Here is a 14,178-nt window from a genome sequence, read left to right as displayed (position 1 = left end):
CGGGACTGCGCCCCCATCGACTCATCCACTTCTAGGAGGAATACCGTGAAGGTCTGCGACAACAGCTCGGTCGGCATCGTCATCACCGACGAGCATGGCCGCTACCTGATGTTCGACCGCAACACCTTCCCGCCCGGCACCGCGTCGGCCGCTGGCCACATCGACGAACACGGCACCGCCGAGGACGCGGCCCGCGCCGAGGTCGAGGAAGAACTCGGCCTCACCATCACCGGCCTCACCCACGTCACCGGCTGGTGGCGCAACAACCGATGCCGCCGCCTCCCCGGCGCGCGCGGCGTCGGCCACGACTGGACCGTCTACCAGGCCACCGTCACAGGCGACCTCACCCCGAGTGCCCGGGAAACCAAGAACGTCCGCTGGCTCACACCCGACGCCCTCCAAGCCCTGGCCAACCGGACCGCCGCCTACGCCCAAGGGCACCTCACCGAAGCCGAGTTCACAGCCAGTCCCGGCATCGAACCGGTGTGGATGCAGTGGCTCGCCAACCTCGGCGCCATCCACGTCAGCCCCTACGAGCTCCGCCAGGTGCAACTGCTCGCCTCAGGAATGTCCGTCGCGCCCCACCCGAGCCAGGACCCCGGATCAGACAGCCCAGGTCTCCATCGGCTGCTCAACACCACCGACGCCAGCCGCGTGCACTACACCGACCCCCGTGTACGCGCCCTCGCCTACACCCGCTGGCACCTCACCACCGGCGGCACCCACACCGACTGGCTCGCCCTCGGCAAGGACAATCCGGCCGCGCTGATCGAGGGAGCACGCGACTGGCTCCGCGCCGCGGTAGCCCTCGGGCTCCTCCCGCTCGTCGAACCGTCCACCGGCCGCGCGCTCTCCACCGTGCCGCTGTCCGTCGACCCAAGCACCGGCACACCAGCGTCCTGAACGACGGGCGCCCCCGCAGTCGAGTTGCGGGGGCGCCCGGGCCACCGAGTCTCACACCCGGAGCAGAAGATGACCACTACCCCGCACCCCGACCGCACCCCGATCTCACATTCCGTCGTGTACGCGGTGCGCGGCATGCCCGACGTGCCGAACCTGCACGGCCCCGGAACCCTCGCGCCCACCAAGATCTCGCTGACCTACCTGGCCGCCGAGGATCCGCAGTTGGGGCGCGTCAACGTCTACGTGTCCGGCCGTTGGCGTCCCGAGAGCGACGGGCCGACGACCGATGGTCTGCCTGGCCAGCATTACTCCGGCGACATGACGAGGTGGCCGGCGCAGCTCGTAGAGGAAGCACGGTTGCACGACCCGGACACCGCCGCGCCCGAGCCGCCGGAGTCCGTGGACCCGGCGTACTGCGCGCGCTGCGTCCACGACGCACGTACCCGAGGCGTCCTCCAACTGTCCAGCCTCGAGCTGTACCCGCCCGACCACGCGCCCTCGTGCCGCGTCACCCTGGTCGGCCGCGTGGCACAGGCGATCCGCGACAGCAACACCACGCCCGAAGCCCTCGCTTGGTGGAAGATGTACCCGCAGCTGATCCCGGCCCACGTGTACGCGGACGCGGCGCTGACGGTCGCTGAGAGCCGGCAGCCCGGTGACCGGGCCGCTATCTACGCCGAGGTCGCCGACCGCCTGGCTGCGGACGCAGAGCAGGGCGACAAGGAAGGCTTCACGAGGATCTACCACCGTGCTGCGGCCTTCCAGGTGCGCATGTGGGGGACCGAACTCGCCTCCGACCAGAATGCCGTCCCGGCAACGACGTGCAGTGCGCAGTACGACGCGCGCGTCGAGGAGTGGGACGCGATGCGCCTGTGCATCAGGGCCGCCCACCACGTAGGCCAGGACCACGTCGACGAGCACGGCTTCCACTGGTCCGACACCGTCGCGGTCTACCCGACGGCTGACGGGACGCTACGAATGAGCCCCGGCACGGACGAACTACGGCGCGTGGCCAGCGAGGCGCAGCAGCAGACCGGTTCAGGTTCGCTTGAACTTCCTGGTCCGAAGTTCAAGGAAAAAGCCGAAAACTTGAATGGGGCCACCGTGCTCAACGAGGCCGAGCGCACGATGTTGGCTTACGCCCTCGCCGAGGCACAGGAGCACATCTGGTCCCGCGACGGCTTCACCGAAGAGGACCAGGCCGCCGTCACCTCGCTGCGCCGCCTGCTGGCCGCCGTGCCCGCCGTTGTCCCGGGTGGGGCTGGCGAGGACCGCCTGCTCTGCCCGCGCTGCCGCCAGGACATCACTGACTACGCCGAGGACGACTTCGTTTTCCGCACCGGCGACGAACGCCCGCACTGCTCCGGGGAGTGCGTGATCGCCGCGCACCGCAAGAACCTGCCGACCGCGCCCGCCGAGCCCGTCCGGCACGCCCCTGGGATCGCGGTCCTGTGCGCCGACTGCCGCGCCAAGGGCTACGCGGTCTGCATGGCCGACGAACAGGGTGCCCACGCGGCGGGGCACCACCCTGTGGCCGCCTACCAGTCCCGTGACGGGCGCCAACTCCGGTGCCTCGTGCACGCTCCGGCCGCGAACTTGATCGGCCTCGACTGGTTCGCCCGGACCGGTCTCGACGTCGACGGCGACGCGAGCAGTTGCACCGAGTCCGGCTGCGGCCGGGACGTCCTGGCCGAGGAGACGCCGCACTGCTCTGTGGGTCTCCTCCCGAAGGACTCGGAACCGGTCGAGCGCTGTGTCGTCAAGGGCCCTCATGGCGAGCACGTCACGGCTCAGGGCAAGCGCGGGACTGACGAGGCATCGACGTGAGTGACGTCGTCCAGGTCGGCTTCCTGGTCATTGGCGGCGCAACCGTCTACGTCTGCCTTGGCGTCGTCGGCGCCGGCGCTGCGATAGCCGGTGTGATCGCCCTGGTCGTCGTCGGCATCCGGAGGGCCACGCGCCGATGAGCACCCCAGCCATGGAGCCGGCCGCCTCGTAACGGCTTTGCCTTCAAGGCCCATTCACCCGCCCAGTTCTCAATATCCCACCCTCACTCTGGAGTTCCTCATGTCGCACACGGAGCGTTCCATCTCCTTCACTCGCCGTGAGTTCGCGGTGCCTGTCGATGCTGCGCACGGTGCTTACCACGTCGACATCAGCAGGGCCTGGACGTCCGCGAGCCGCAACTACCGGTCCGAGCACGGACTCGCCGCGGACCACGCGGTGCCGGACAACGCCATCGCGTTCTGGCCCCATGGCGAAGAGATCGTCATCAGCTACGAGACCCAGAACCCGCCGGCTGTGTCGGTCGACGACGTCGCGCGGCTCCTGGCCGCCCACGACCACCTCGCCGGCCGGATCTCAAGGCCCTACGCGCACCTGGCCGTTGCCGAGCAGCAGCACTACGCCGGCGCAGCCCGCAACGTCCTCGACTTCGACAGCGCCGCCACGCCAGCGCACACGTGATCTACGCCTGCGCGGCCTGTCTGGTCGTGGGCCTGGCCGCCGGATACGCCGGCGGCCGGGCCCGGCCCCGCGAGCGCCTCGGGAACTGGGCCCACGACCAACTCAGCTCCCGCCTCGACGACTGGGCCACCTACCCCCGCCAGGCACTCCTCCTGACCGTCTTCCTCGCCACGGACACCCGCCGCACCGTACGGGCGTGGCGGACTGAACATCCCCGTAAGGAGCCCTCTTGAGCCTCGGGTTCACGCCCCACGGGCGCCTCACACCGGCCCAGACCGGCGTCATCGCCTGCTACGCCCGCGGACACGGGACGCAGCAGGTCGCCGCCGAACTGGGCATCTCACCGCGGGCCGTATGCGGCCACGTCAGCCGCGCGGCCCGCCGTACCGGCATCGAGGGCCGCTCCCTGGGCGCCCTGGTCGACCACGCCTACCGGCACCATGACTTCGACGGCATCCCCGACCTGGCCGTCAAAACCCAGGCTGTACCGCCGGCGCTCCGTATGCCCGGCTCGCTGCGGCGCACGCTCCAGTGCACCGCCCGGGGCCTGTCCACGAGCGCCACCGCCCACGAACTCGGCGTCGGCAAGGCGACGGTCCGCGAGTACCGGCGGCGCCTCTACGAGCGGCTCGGCACCACCCTGCCACCGCGCGCGGTCGCTCTCGGCTGGCAGTGGAGGCTCCTCGGCGCCGCAGTGGGCGCGCCCGTCGAAAGGATCGCGGCCCGGTGAGCCTCGTGGACCAGACCGGGCGCATCCGGAGAGGGCGCGGCTGCCGCTGGTGCGGGACCACCGTCGAGACCGTCGTTTTCGAGGTCCGTGACCGCGACAGCGGCGGCATCGGCAGCGAGGTCATGTGCTGCGCCTGCGGCAAGCACCAGTACCGCTGGGGCTGGGAGAAACAGTTCTGGGCCGAGGAGACCCGCAAGGAGATCGCCCGTGGCCTGGTGGTGGCGTACTGGCTCGCCGCCCAGATCATCCGGCTCGCCGAGCACGCCCTGGCCCCGCCGGAGCAGCTCGGCCTGTTCCCGGCGGTGGGCGAATGAAGCGGCCCGCCACGTTCGTCAGCGGCGTGCCGGTCGGCCGTCAGCGGGACTGGATTCCCGTCACGACACTTGCGGTGCCCACGGTGTGGATGGCCACCCCCGACGGCCTCGTCTGCATCGACCTGATCGCCGTGGAACTCGCCGCCAACGGCCTGCGCAAAGGCTGGAAGCTCACCCAGGACGAGGCCCGCTACACGGCCTCCCTGCTCTTCGACCGGGGCGTGCCGTACTCCGTGATCGCTCACCGCATCAGGGTCAGCGGGGCCACTCTTCAGGCCTGGTTCCCCGAGCAGGCCGTCTCAGCGAACCAGCGTCTGTCCCGCGACAACTCCGGAAAGCGGCGTATACCGACAACGCCTGTGAAGTGCGGGACGCGCCGCGGGTACCGCCGTCATCGCCGCCGGCAAGAAACCCCCTGCCCGCCGTGTACGGCCGCGAACACGGCGGCGGACCAGCACTACCGCATCCACGGAACGTACGTCGGCGCCCCCGAAGTCGCTGCCTGACCCACGCCCCCATCACGCCCACGACCGCACTGGAGCAGCCCCCCATGGCCACACCCCCCGAAACTGCCTCCGCTCGGAGCCATTTGGACAGCAACACCGAGCGCCTCCTCCTCGTTCTCGACGGTCTCGTTCCCCTAAGTCTCATGCGGCTCGGCCAGCCCGGCGAACTTGCCCGCGCGCACGCCGAGGCCACCGCGCAGGACGGCCTCGCGGACGTCATCGCGGAAGCCGGGGACCGTCTCACCGCGCCCGGCAACTTCCGCGACCCCGAAGACCGACGCACACGCGGCAGACTCCTCACCGCCATGGCCACCTGCCTCGCAATCGGCGCCATGCAGCCCGGCGGCATCACCTGGGCCGGGCACCACTGGTGCACCGCACCGCACGACGAATGCCCCAACACCCTGGCGGTGATGGCCTGATGACCGCTGACGGCATCCGCTGGGGCTGGACCCTCGCAGACCTCGACCGTCTCGCCCGCACGGTCGTCTCCAACAACCGCGCCTGGTGGCCCGCCGGCGACCGCGAAGACCTGTACGCCGCAGCGTGGCACGGCATCGTCGAGCACCTGTGCAGCGCCGAAGAGAAACCGCGACGCGTAGACCTGCTGGAGGCCGGGCGCCAGGCTCTTTCCGAGGACGTCAAGGCCACGATGCGGCACCACGGCGCACGCCGCGACGGCACCAACAACGGCCTCAAGCACGCCATGTACTGGGAATGGGCGGGCCGCGCTACCCCCAGTCCGGAGGCCAGCCTGGTCGAGCGGCTGGCGCTCGCGCAGATCCTTGAGGCGCTCTCCCCGCGCCAGCGGGAAGCCCTTGCGGCCCTTGCCGCGTCGGGCGACTACGCCAATGCGGCCCGGCTACTGGGCATCAAGGACCAGACGTTCCGGTCCCTCCTCGGCCGGGGCCGCGACGGGTTCCGTGAGCTGTGGCACGAGGGGGAGGCGCCGTCGTCGCACTGGGGCTGCGACCGCCGGGCCGGAAGCACCGCCGGAACCGAGCGCGTCGGCGAATCGGCAGTGGCCAATCTCCGCCGCCGCGCACGCGCCCGTGCCAAGAACGACAGGAAGGACGCCGCCTGATGGCCGCACCCCGCGAACTCGACCTCACCGTCACCCTGGAGACCGCCTGGCAGTCCTGGGGGATCCGCCTGCGATCCCTCGTCGACGCCGACCAGATGAGCCCCGACACCACCCGCGGCTACCTCGCCTACGCTCGCCGCGCCATCGACCACCTGGGCCCCACCCGCACCGTCGACAGCATCGAAGCGGCAGAAATCAGCGGCTGGCTCACCGCGTACAAGGCCCGCGGCCGGGGCGACAAGCCGAGCAGCCCCGACACCATCCGGTTCTGCCGCAAATCCATCAACGGGCTCATGGCCCACGCGGAATCTAACCGGTGGCTGCGCGAAAACCCGATGCGCGACGTCCCCAGAGCACCCATGCCCACCCGCACCACACGACCGGAACGCGCCGCACTCGCCCGCCACGAACTCGACGCGATGCTCGCCGCCGCCCGCGTCGGCCACGGCTCATTCAACGGCGACCAAGGCTGCTGGGTCCGCGACGAGATCGCCGTCCGCCTCGCCGGGGAATCCGGGCTCCGCAACGCCGACATCCGCGATCTCGACGTAGACGACATTGAGAAAGACCCCGCCGGGCATTGGGTGGTGCAGATCCGCTGCGGCAAGGGGCGCAAGGCCGCCACCGTCCCGGTCACCGACGAGTGCGCCACCCTCATCAATGCCTACATCGACCAATGGCGCCCCGAACCCGGCGCCCTGCCGGACAGGCGCGACCGGCACGGGAAACTCTTCAAGGGCGACGAGCGGGCGCTCCTCCTCACCGCGGAGCGGCACCGCTTCAACACCTCCAGCGTCGGACACATCGTGGGGCGCTGCGCGAAGGCCGCACTCGGGCGGCACTACGTCCCTCACGGCCTGCGGCACACCACCGGAACGCTCCTCGTGCGCGAGGCCAAAGCCGACCTGGCAATCGTCGCGCACGTCCTGCGGCACTCCGACATCTCCGTGACCAGCGTCTACCTCGACACCAGCAATGACGAAGCCGCCGCTGCGATCAACCGCCGAAAGATCGGCAAGCTGGGGTCGGCCGCATCCCGGCAAGCGTTGCCTCCTGGCCAGGACACCCCGACGTGGCCCGATGACTGCGGCACCCGCAGGGGGTGGCAGCGCCACCGCCGGGAGAAGGTCCCCCGGTGTGGCCCCTGCCGGTACTGGTATCGCGGGGCGCAGGAAGAACTCGCCGTCCTGCGCCGCCTGATGCCCGAACGCCTCCACGGCACCCTCAGCGGATTCCGCGACTGGAAATGCCGCTGCGACAGATGCCGTGCGGCGCGCGCCCGCGCCGACAGTCCTGACTGCCGCCTGGTGCTGTCCCCGCGCCCGGCGACGCCCAAGGCGGTGTGCCCGGGATGCGAGAAGAGGCGGTCGCTGACGGCCGCCGGAGTGATGCGCCGACACCGCGCCGGCGAGGACCCATGTTCCGGATCTGGCCAAGAGCCTGCTCCGCCATCAGCGCGATCGACTGTCGACATCGAGCCGCAACAGGCCGCAGACCAGGAGGAGGCAGCGTGACGAGATCAGCGAACGATCGTCACCTCCAACCTGCCCTCGACCGCAACGGAGTACCAGCCATGGCCACCCCCATCGAAGATGTCCAGGCCGCGATCAAGTTCCTCAAGGACGCCCCGGCTCGCGGCCGGATCGATAGCGGCAACGAGCGCCTCCTCCAGCACGTCGCCGCCCTGATGCGGATGAAGGAGCCCGTCATCACATGGCTCGAAGCCGAAGCCGAGCGACTCGCCATTACCTCTATCACCACCGACCTGAACCACGAACACGCCGTCCTCGTCGCCCGCGCGATCCTCACCCCGGTCACCGGCCGCCCCGGACCCGGGCAACCGGGCCCCGTCGTCGACAACAGGTGTGTCGACCTCCGCCACCTGATCGAAGGAGCGGCCGGCCAGTGAGTATCAGCATCGCTCTCAACTGCAACCGGCAATGGACGCACGGTCGTTGCGCCTTCGCCCTCCACACCGGTGCCCGAAGCATCGAAGAAGCCCGCGAGCTCGGCCGCCACCAGGGCTGGCGTACCCACTCGGACGGCCGCGACTACTGCCCGGGCCACTCCGGACGCCCCACCCCGCAGCCAGGCGCGCAGGTCGTCCGCCTCCACCCCGACCGGACGCCGGAGCTTCTGCGTGCGCCGCTCCCGGCACGGAGCGGCGCGACCACCGTGCTCCCCGCGGACACGGTTCGTACGGCGTCCGCACACCTCAAGAGGCTCTCGTTCGTGACCGACGACGAGATCGCGGCCAACACCTACTGGCACTCCCAACTCGTGCCCAGGGAGGAGTGGTTCGGCCACGGCATCGACAACGCCGTTGGCGGCCCAGCCGGACGTCTCGCCGGCCTCTTCAGCCCAGCGAACGCCCGTTTCGTAGCCCAGTTGCTCGACCGCACCGTCACCACCACCCCCGGCACAACCGTTCCTCTCCCTGCCGAAGCATTCCTCCTCGCCAACAACATCGTCAGGAGCATCAACAGATGACCACACCCCTCGACGAACTGACCGGAGACCTCGGCACCGCCCGCCGGGTACCCGACGGGGCCTTCACCGACCGGCCGGCCGCTCTCACCCTCTGGATCATCACGGCCCCCGCCTGGCACCCGCTGTGGTCCCAGTACTCGCTGTCCGTCGTGACCCTCGCCGACATCCCCGGCACCCCGCCCGCGATCAAGAAGTTCCCCGGGGCCACGCACGAACTCCTCGTCATGGCCCTCAACCCCGACCACGGACCGTACGAAGCCCACACCGTCCGCTCCGACACCCTCCACCACCTCACCCCCGTCAACATCGCCGAGCAGTTCACCACCAGCGACACGGACGCCCGGCAGCTGGCCACCCTCTGCGTACGCGCCGTCGTCGACGGCCGGCTGAACCCCGAAACTGCCGACGCCCCCGAGCGCATCCGCGCCAGCTGGTCGCAGGCCATCGAGGAGACCCTCGACCACGCCAGCCACAACCGACCGGACTCCAACGCCCCCACGGCACCGGCTCCCGCCCCGGGGGAGCCTCCATGCTGAACTTCTTGCGCCGCCGCGAGACCGCCCCGCCAGAGCCCTCTCCCGCACCAGGGCGGAAGCCGCGCGTCCACGACTACACGCGCGATCACCTCGGCTGGGGCCGCGACTACGTCGTCCACCACGAACCCGACGACCTCCAGCAACTCCGCGTCTCCGGCTGGGGCCCCGGCATCGAACGCGGCGACCACATCCTCATCGACTACGGCGGGCCACGCAGCCGGTACGAGATCGCGCACATCGAGTACCACCCCAGCCCACGCGACATGTGGGGCGCCGACCTCACCCTCATCCCACCCACAGAAGGCACCAGCTGATGCGCAAAATCCCGACCCTCTTCGCCCGCGACCTCCGCCTGGGCCGCCCCCGTACCGTCCTGCCCGACGTCACCCCGGGCTGCGAATGGGTGACCGCAGGCGAAGGCATCGCAACCCGCAAGTGGGACGGCACCTGCACCATGCTCGACGAGCACGGCAACTGGTGGGCCCGCCGCGAAGTCAAACCCGGCAAGGACATCCCGCACTCCTTCGTCACCGCGCAGCACGACGAGGCGACCGGGAAACTCGTCGGCTGGGAGCCAATGGCCCAGTCCTCATTCGCCAAGCTCCACGCCGAAGCGCTGACCAACAGCACGGCCGTCGCACCCGGCACCTACGAACTCCTCGGCCCGAAAATCAACCGCAACGCGGACGGCTTCGACGCACACCTCCTCATGCCCCACGGATGGGCGCCCCTGTCCGAGCGCATCGACGTGGAGGCCGCCCCGCGCGACTTCGACGGCCTCCGCGAGTGGCTCCTCACCCGCCCGTACGAGGGCATCGTGTGGCATCACCCCGACGGCCGCCGCGCAAAGATCAAGGCGCGCGACTTCGCCACCCCGCACCCGGTCAGCCCTGCCGACGAACTCCGCACGGCAGCCCGCAAGTTGCGAGCGCGCCTCGCCGACCCCGAACTCACACCCGGCCCCTGGCTCTCCATGGACCGAGGCGACCGCCTCCTCCACGACGGCCCCGGCGCAGAGGACCGGGCGCCCGTGTACGTCGTCGACGAGCCCATGAGTAACGGAGCGAACGCCGACTACATCGCGGCCATGCACCCCGGCGTCGGGCGCGCGCTGGCCAAGCTCTTGGAGGAGACCGCCGACCACACGGAACACGGCAGCGGCGCGCCCGGCCATCCCGTCATCGACCCCACCATCGCCCTCGCGCGCATCGTCCTGGGCGGCGAGCAGCGATGACACCTACCGAAGAGATCCGTGCCGCGGCAGCCAAGCTGGACGACCTCGTCCAGGCGCTCGGCGACAACCGCGGCCCCTGGTACATCGTCAACGAACAGGCACGCCACTACCCGCAGACCATCAGCAACATCGGCGTCCCGTACCGCGTCGCCAGCACCACCACCGACCCCCACCACGAGCCGACCGATGCCCAGTACATCTGCGCCATGCACCCCGGCGTCGGCCGCGCCCTCGCCAAGCTCCTCGACCAGACCGCCGATGCCCTCGACGGCACCGAAGTGAGCGCCGACGAACCCGCTCTCGTCCTGGCCCGCGCGGTCAACTACGACCACCTCCAGGCGAAGGCTCGCCACCGCGACGAAGCCGCGCTCGCTACAGCCCGCACGATCGACGACGGAGGTCAGCAGTGACGTTCCTCTACAGCGACGACCCGGCCAACCCGATCCGCTTCACCGACATCGACGGCGACGAACTCGTCATCGAACCCTCACACCGCCACGGCAAACCGGCAGTCAGCCTCCGCACCGCCCGCGCCGACGGCGAAGGAGGCGCCGCAGTCCACGTCCTCGCCGACGAGACCGACGAACTCCTCGCCGCCGTCCGCCGCACCGCGCACCACTCCACCGGGGGCGAGCCTCCGCACGGCCTGGCCGGGGTCCAGTTCGCCCGACGCTTCGTCCTCCAGCACCCTGGCCACCCGGACATGCACGGCGTCCAGTTCCCCTCCGGCAGAGTCCTCGCCGACGACCCCTACGCCGGCCTCGTCGGCGCCGTCTCCGTGGAAGCCCTCACCGGCGATGACCCGGCCATCACCGTGCACTGGGCCGACGAATCCGCCGGGAGCGCCTCGTGAGTGTCCGCGCCCGCATCGTCGTCCTGCTCTACGCCTTCCACAGCGTCTGGTCCGCCTGGTGCGCCGTGCAGCAGTACCTCTTCGGCAACTACCCGGTCGCGGGGATCTTCCTGCTGTTCTCCTTCGTCCCGATCGCGGCCATCCTCGAGCAGGACGAGCTCGTCGACCTCCGCGCCGAAGCGGCCTACTACGAAGCCCGGGCACGCCGCCAGCACGCCCGCACGGCGGAGCTGCAGGCCGCGGGCCTTCAGAGGGTGGACGCCCCGTGACCGAACTCGTCGTCTACCGCTGGCGCTGCCCGTTCTGCACCGAAGGCGACATGGGCCAGTCCCAGGGCCGCTGTCTCCACTGCCACGGCATCGGCCTCACCAACGACGTCGGCGGCTGGGACGAATCCGAACTCACCCCCGCACCTCTCCCACCCGGAGTGATGCGCCGCGCCTGCGTCGACTGCGCCTTCCGCTCCGGCTCTCCCGAACTCGAAGCCAACGGCGCCCAGCTGCCCGTCGACGCCCCGTTCTGGTGCCACCACGGCATGACCAAGGGCTACGGCGGCTCGTACGAGCCCATCGCCACCTACCGCCCCGACGGCGCCACCCACACCATCCCGATCGGCGAACAGGTCTGCGCCGGCTGGTGGGCCCTCAAGACCGGACGCCCGCTACCAGCCGAGGAGTTCCGCGAACCCGGTCGTCGAGCGACCGACACTCCTCCACCCACCCGAGCGGGAGAGCCGCTCCTGGACGATCCCTCAGCGTCCGCCGCGCCGGTAGTCCACTCCGCCGTATCCGCCCAGGCCACAGCCGTAGCCGACGTGGACGAAAACCCCCACGACGAGGAGCCGTAAGCCCATGGCCGCCCCCGACCAGCCGGTGACCCGGTCCCCAGACCCCGATCGCCCATGCCCGCACGACAACTTCGACGCCTACATCGACGTCAACCGCGTCACCGCGACCGACCCCACCGTCGTCGGCTACCACGCCGACATCAAGGTCAACTGCCGGGACTGCAGGGAGCCCTTCCGCTGGACCGGCGTCCCCGCCGGCATGTCCCAGCGACACCCCGCGTGCAGCGTCGACGAAACCGAACTGCGCGCACCACTCCGCCCGGCCTCCGCCGACCCCGACTTCGGCCTCGGGCTGCCCGGCTTCGCCATCAACTACCGCGAACCCAGGGAGGACTGACCCCATGGCCGACCGCCACACCATCGACACGATCACCACCGACGCCCTCAACGCCCTCTACGAGCAACTGAAAGCAGCCGAGGAAACCGAGTCGCAACGGCAACTCGCCACCGCGCGCGAGGCCCTCGCCTCCGCAACCACCCGTGCCGCTTCCGCCGAGGCACAGGCCGAACACTGGCTCGCGTTCATCGAGCGTTTCCCCAACCACATGCAGTTCAGCTTGCTCCGCCCCGACGGCACCACAGCGCTGCTGCCGTGCGCGGACTGGTGCTACGCCTGCCGCGTCGAGAACGCCGAGGCCGCCATCGCCCGCGTACGGGCTCTCGCCGAGGCCAACACGGCCGAAGGCGCGGACGGACAGCCATGTGACGCGGACACTCTCTGGCCGTCCGAGATCCTCGCCCTCCTGGACGAGGCCCGGCCACTCCCGGCAGCGGCCGGGCCGATCGTCGTCGACAACCCCCGTGACACCGGCTGGTTCTGGACCTGCACCACCTGCGGGGCCGGTTCGGGAAAGTTCTCAACAGACCGCCAGGCCCGCGAGCACGGGGGCATCCAGCACCCGGAATGTCCGCCCGACCCGAACGGGCCGTACGCGTACACGATGCCCACGCCGACGCCGGGCGACAGCGCCGAAGCCATCCCGACGGCCGGCCCGAAGGGCCTCACCCTCGAACAGACCCGGAAACTGAAAGCCGACTTCATCACCGTACTGACGACCGGCAACCGCACACCGCCGGAGACTGAGGCCGCGTGCATCTGCGGCTGCAAGAAGCGCGACCACAAGCCGCGGTGCCACGGCTGCGGCACCGAGTGCGTCTACGAATCCGACACCACGCTGCCCGGCCACGACTCCGCCCAGGTGATGGACGTCTTCGTCCCGAACGGGTTCGCAGCCGCCCTCGCCGAGCCCCACCCCGACACCCCTGAATTCATCCCCTGCATGGTCGACTTCACGGGCTACGCCCTCGAACAGCCCGACCGCGAACGCGCCCGCCGCCTCATCGTCCACCCCACCCTCGCCCGGCAACTCGCAAGCGGACTGTCCGCCCTGACCAACGGGAACGGACACAGGGCGCAAGGATCCGACCAGTCGCTCGTCACCCCCGAGGAAGACGACCTCACCGGCCTCACACGCCAGTCCGGCTACCTCCGCGACCAGTTCGCCGTCCTCGCCGCTCAAGCACCCGTCCCCGTACCCACCGCGCAAGAACTCGCCGACGGCGCCACCGCCGATAAGGTCACCGCGCAACGCATCCACTCCGCGCGCCGGGGCATCCCCCTCCACCACGTGTTCGCCGTCCTCCAAGCCCTCCGCGCAGTACGCGCCCTGGACCGTGCCCCCAACCCGGACCACGAGGACCGCATCCCCCTGGCAGACCTGACCGTCGAGGACCTGGAGCAGCTCTACGACGACCTCGACCGGTACGCCGAAGTCGTCGGCGAACTCAACGAGACGAACACCGAATACGCCCGGAGAGCGGGACGGGCCGAGGCCGCGCCCGCTCCGACAGCGATCGCCTGGACGCCACCGCCGCCTGGCGACACCCGCGAGCAGCTCCCCGCCCACATCCTCGCGTTGCTCGACATCCCGCCGTACACATCCACCGCCTGCGAAACCGCCGAACTCCTCACGGCAGCAACGCTCGTACACCCCGAGGACGCGGAAGAGCTCCGGGAGTGGGCGCGGCGCCAACGCGAACGGTGCCGGATCAACAACAAGTACACGGGCGTCCACTGCCGGCACACCGGGCCTGCGCCCAGCCCGGCAGCGGTGGCCGAGACGTACGAGGCCGAACACCCCGCCTGACCGTCCCGAAACATGTGCCCGGCCACCCGAATTGGCGGGCCCACTCAACTCAAGGGAGACCAACACCC

At 70.4% G+C, this 14,178-nt stretch carries 22 protein-coding genes; all 22 read left to right on the top strand.

Going from position 1 to position 14,178, the window contains the following annotated elements; all coding sequences use genetic code 11:
• Positions 1-45 precede the first annotated feature (45 nt).
• Complete coding sequence (locus tag SPR02S_RS64525) at positions 46-903, top strand: NUDIX hydrolase (RefSeq protein WP_019060026.1); 858 nt, start codon at positions 46-48, stop codon at positions 901-903.
• Between the two features lie 69 nt (positions 904-972).
• Positions 973-2,730, top strand: coding sequence for a hypothetical protein (locus SPR02S_RS59035; RefSeq protein ID WP_019060025.1), 1,758 nt, complete (start codon positions 973-975; stop codon positions 2,728-2,730).
• Positions 2,727-2,870: a hypothetical protein gene (locus SPR02S_RS63260; RefSeq protein WP_019060024.1), complete on the top strand. Its 144-nt coding sequence runs from the start codon at positions 2,727-2,729 to the stop codon at positions 2,868-2,870. Before SPR02S_RS59035 ends, SPR02S_RS63260 begins: the two co-directional genes overlap by 4 nt.
• A 100-nt stretch (positions 2,871-2,970) precedes the next feature.
• Entirely contained in the window at positions 2,971-3,369 is a 399-nt protein-coding gene (locus SPR02S_RS26445; protein ID WP_019060023.1) for a hypothetical protein, read from the top strand.
• Positions 3,366-3,602, top strand: a complete 237-nt coding sequence (locus SPR02S_RS56390; RefSeq protein WP_019060022.1) for a hypothetical protein — start codon at positions 3,366-3,368, stop codon at positions 3,600-3,602. Before SPR02S_RS26445 ends, SPR02S_RS56390 begins: the two co-directional genes overlap by 4 nt.
• Entirely contained in the window at positions 3,599-4,099 is a 501-nt protein-coding gene (locus SPR02S_RS26435; protein ID WP_019060021.1) for a LuxR C-terminal-related transcriptional regulator, read from the top strand. The genes SPR02S_RS56390 and SPR02S_RS26435 overlap by 4 nt, the downstream gene beginning before the upstream one ends.
• Entirely contained in the window at positions 4,096-4,413 is a 318-nt protein-coding gene (locus tag SPR02S_RS26430; RefSeq protein WP_019060020.1) for a hypothetical protein, read from the top strand. The genes SPR02S_RS26435 and SPR02S_RS26430 overlap by 4 nt, the downstream gene beginning before the upstream one ends.
• Positions 4,410-4,919 (top strand): hypothetical protein, encoded by a 510-nt coding sequence (locus tag SPR02S_RS26425; RefSeq protein WP_019060019.1) that lies wholly within the window; start codon positions 4,410-4,412, stop codon positions 4,917-4,919. Before SPR02S_RS26430 ends, SPR02S_RS26425 begins: the two co-directional genes overlap by 4 nt.
• 44 nt (positions 4,920-4,963) lie before the next feature.
• On the top strand, positions 4,964-5,341 hold the full coding sequence (locus SPR02S_RS26420; protein WP_218006583.1) for a hypothetical protein: 378 nt from the start codon (positions 4,964-4,966) through the stop codon (positions 5,339-5,341).
• Positions 5,341-6,003 carry a sigma factor-like helix-turn-helix DNA-binding protein gene (locus SPR02S_RS56385; RefSeq protein WP_019060017.1) on the top strand — a complete coding sequence of 221 codons (663 nt, stop codon included), beginning with the start codon at positions 5,341-5,343 and terminating at the stop codon, positions 6,001-6,003. Before SPR02S_RS26420 ends, SPR02S_RS56385 begins: the two co-directional genes overlap by 1 nt.
• Positions 6,003-7,517: a tyrosine-type recombinase/integrase gene (locus SPR02S_RS26410; RefSeq protein WP_019060016.1), complete on the top strand. Its 1,515-nt coding sequence runs from the start codon at positions 6,003-6,005 to the stop codon at positions 7,515-7,517. The genes SPR02S_RS56385 and SPR02S_RS26410 overlap by 1 nt, the downstream gene beginning before the upstream one ends.
• A gap of 59 nt (positions 7,518-7,576) precedes the next feature.
• Entirely contained in the window at positions 7,577-7,912 is a 336-nt protein-coding gene (locus SPR02S_RS26405) for a hypothetical protein (protein WP_019060015.1), read from the top strand.
• Complete coding sequence (locus tag SPR02S_RS26400) at positions 7,909-8,493, top strand: hypothetical protein (protein ID WP_019060014.1); 585 nt, start codon at positions 7,909-7,911, stop codon at positions 8,491-8,493. Before SPR02S_RS26405 ends, SPR02S_RS26400 begins: the two co-directional genes overlap by 4 nt.
• Positions 8,490-9,029, top strand: a complete 540-nt coding sequence (locus SPR02S_RS26395; RefSeq protein WP_019060013.1) for a hypothetical protein — start codon at positions 8,490-8,492, stop codon at positions 9,027-9,029. The genes SPR02S_RS26400 and SPR02S_RS26395 overlap by 4 nt, the downstream gene beginning before the upstream one ends.
• Positions 9,023-9,343, top strand: coding sequence for a hypothetical protein (locus SPR02S_RS56380; RefSeq protein WP_019060012.1), 321 nt, complete (start codon positions 9,023-9,025; stop codon positions 9,341-9,343). Before SPR02S_RS26395 ends, SPR02S_RS56380 begins: the two co-directional genes overlap by 7 nt.
• Entirely contained in the window at positions 9,343-10,263 is a 921-nt protein-coding gene (locus SPR02S_RS64985; RefSeq protein WP_019060011.1) for a hypothetical protein, read from the top strand. Before SPR02S_RS56380 ends, SPR02S_RS64985 begins: the two co-directional genes overlap by 1 nt.
• Positions 10,260-10,673 (top strand): hypothetical protein, encoded by a 414-nt coding sequence (locus SPR02S_RS26380; RefSeq protein ID WP_019060010.1) that lies wholly within the window; start codon positions 10,260-10,262, stop codon positions 10,671-10,673. The genes SPR02S_RS64985 and SPR02S_RS26380 overlap by 4 nt, the downstream gene beginning before the upstream one ends.
• Positions 10,670-11,116 (top strand): hypothetical protein, encoded by a 447-nt coding sequence (locus tag SPR02S_RS26375; protein ID WP_019060009.1) that lies wholly within the window; start codon positions 10,670-10,672, stop codon positions 11,114-11,116. The genes SPR02S_RS26380 and SPR02S_RS26375 overlap by 4 nt, the downstream gene beginning before the upstream one ends.
• Positions 11,113-11,385, top strand: coding sequence for a hypothetical protein (locus SPR02S_RS26370; protein WP_019060008.1), 273 nt, complete (start codon positions 11,113-11,115; stop codon positions 11,383-11,385). Before SPR02S_RS26375 ends, SPR02S_RS26370 begins: the two co-directional genes overlap by 4 nt.
• On the top strand, positions 11,382-11,963 hold the full coding sequence (locus tag SPR02S_RS26365) for a hypothetical protein (protein ID WP_019060007.1): 582 nt from the start codon (positions 11,382-11,384) through the stop codon (positions 11,961-11,963). The genes SPR02S_RS26370 and SPR02S_RS26365 overlap by 4 nt, the downstream gene beginning before the upstream one ends.
• Before the next feature lie 4 nt (positions 11,964-11,967).
• Positions 11,968-12,300, top strand: coding sequence for a hypothetical protein (locus tag SPR02S_RS26360; RefSeq protein WP_019060006.1), 333 nt, complete (start codon positions 11,968-11,970; stop codon positions 12,298-12,300).
• 4 nt (positions 12,301-12,304) lie between these two features.
• Positions 12,305-14,110, top strand: coding sequence for a hypothetical protein (locus SPR02S_RS26355; protein ID WP_019060005.1), 1,806 nt, complete (start codon positions 12,305-12,307; stop codon positions 14,108-14,110).
• Positions 14,111-14,178: the final 68 nt, after the last annotated feature.

It is taken from the genome of Streptomyces prunicolor NBRC 13075 (genome assembly GCF_000367365.1).
Lineage (GTDB): Bacteria > Actinomycetota > Actinomycetes > Streptomycetales > Streptomycetaceae > Streptomyces > Streptomyces prunicolor.
The sequence above is the reverse complement of the archived record's forward strand: the minus strand, read 5'-3'. Positions and strand labels throughout refer to the sequence as shown.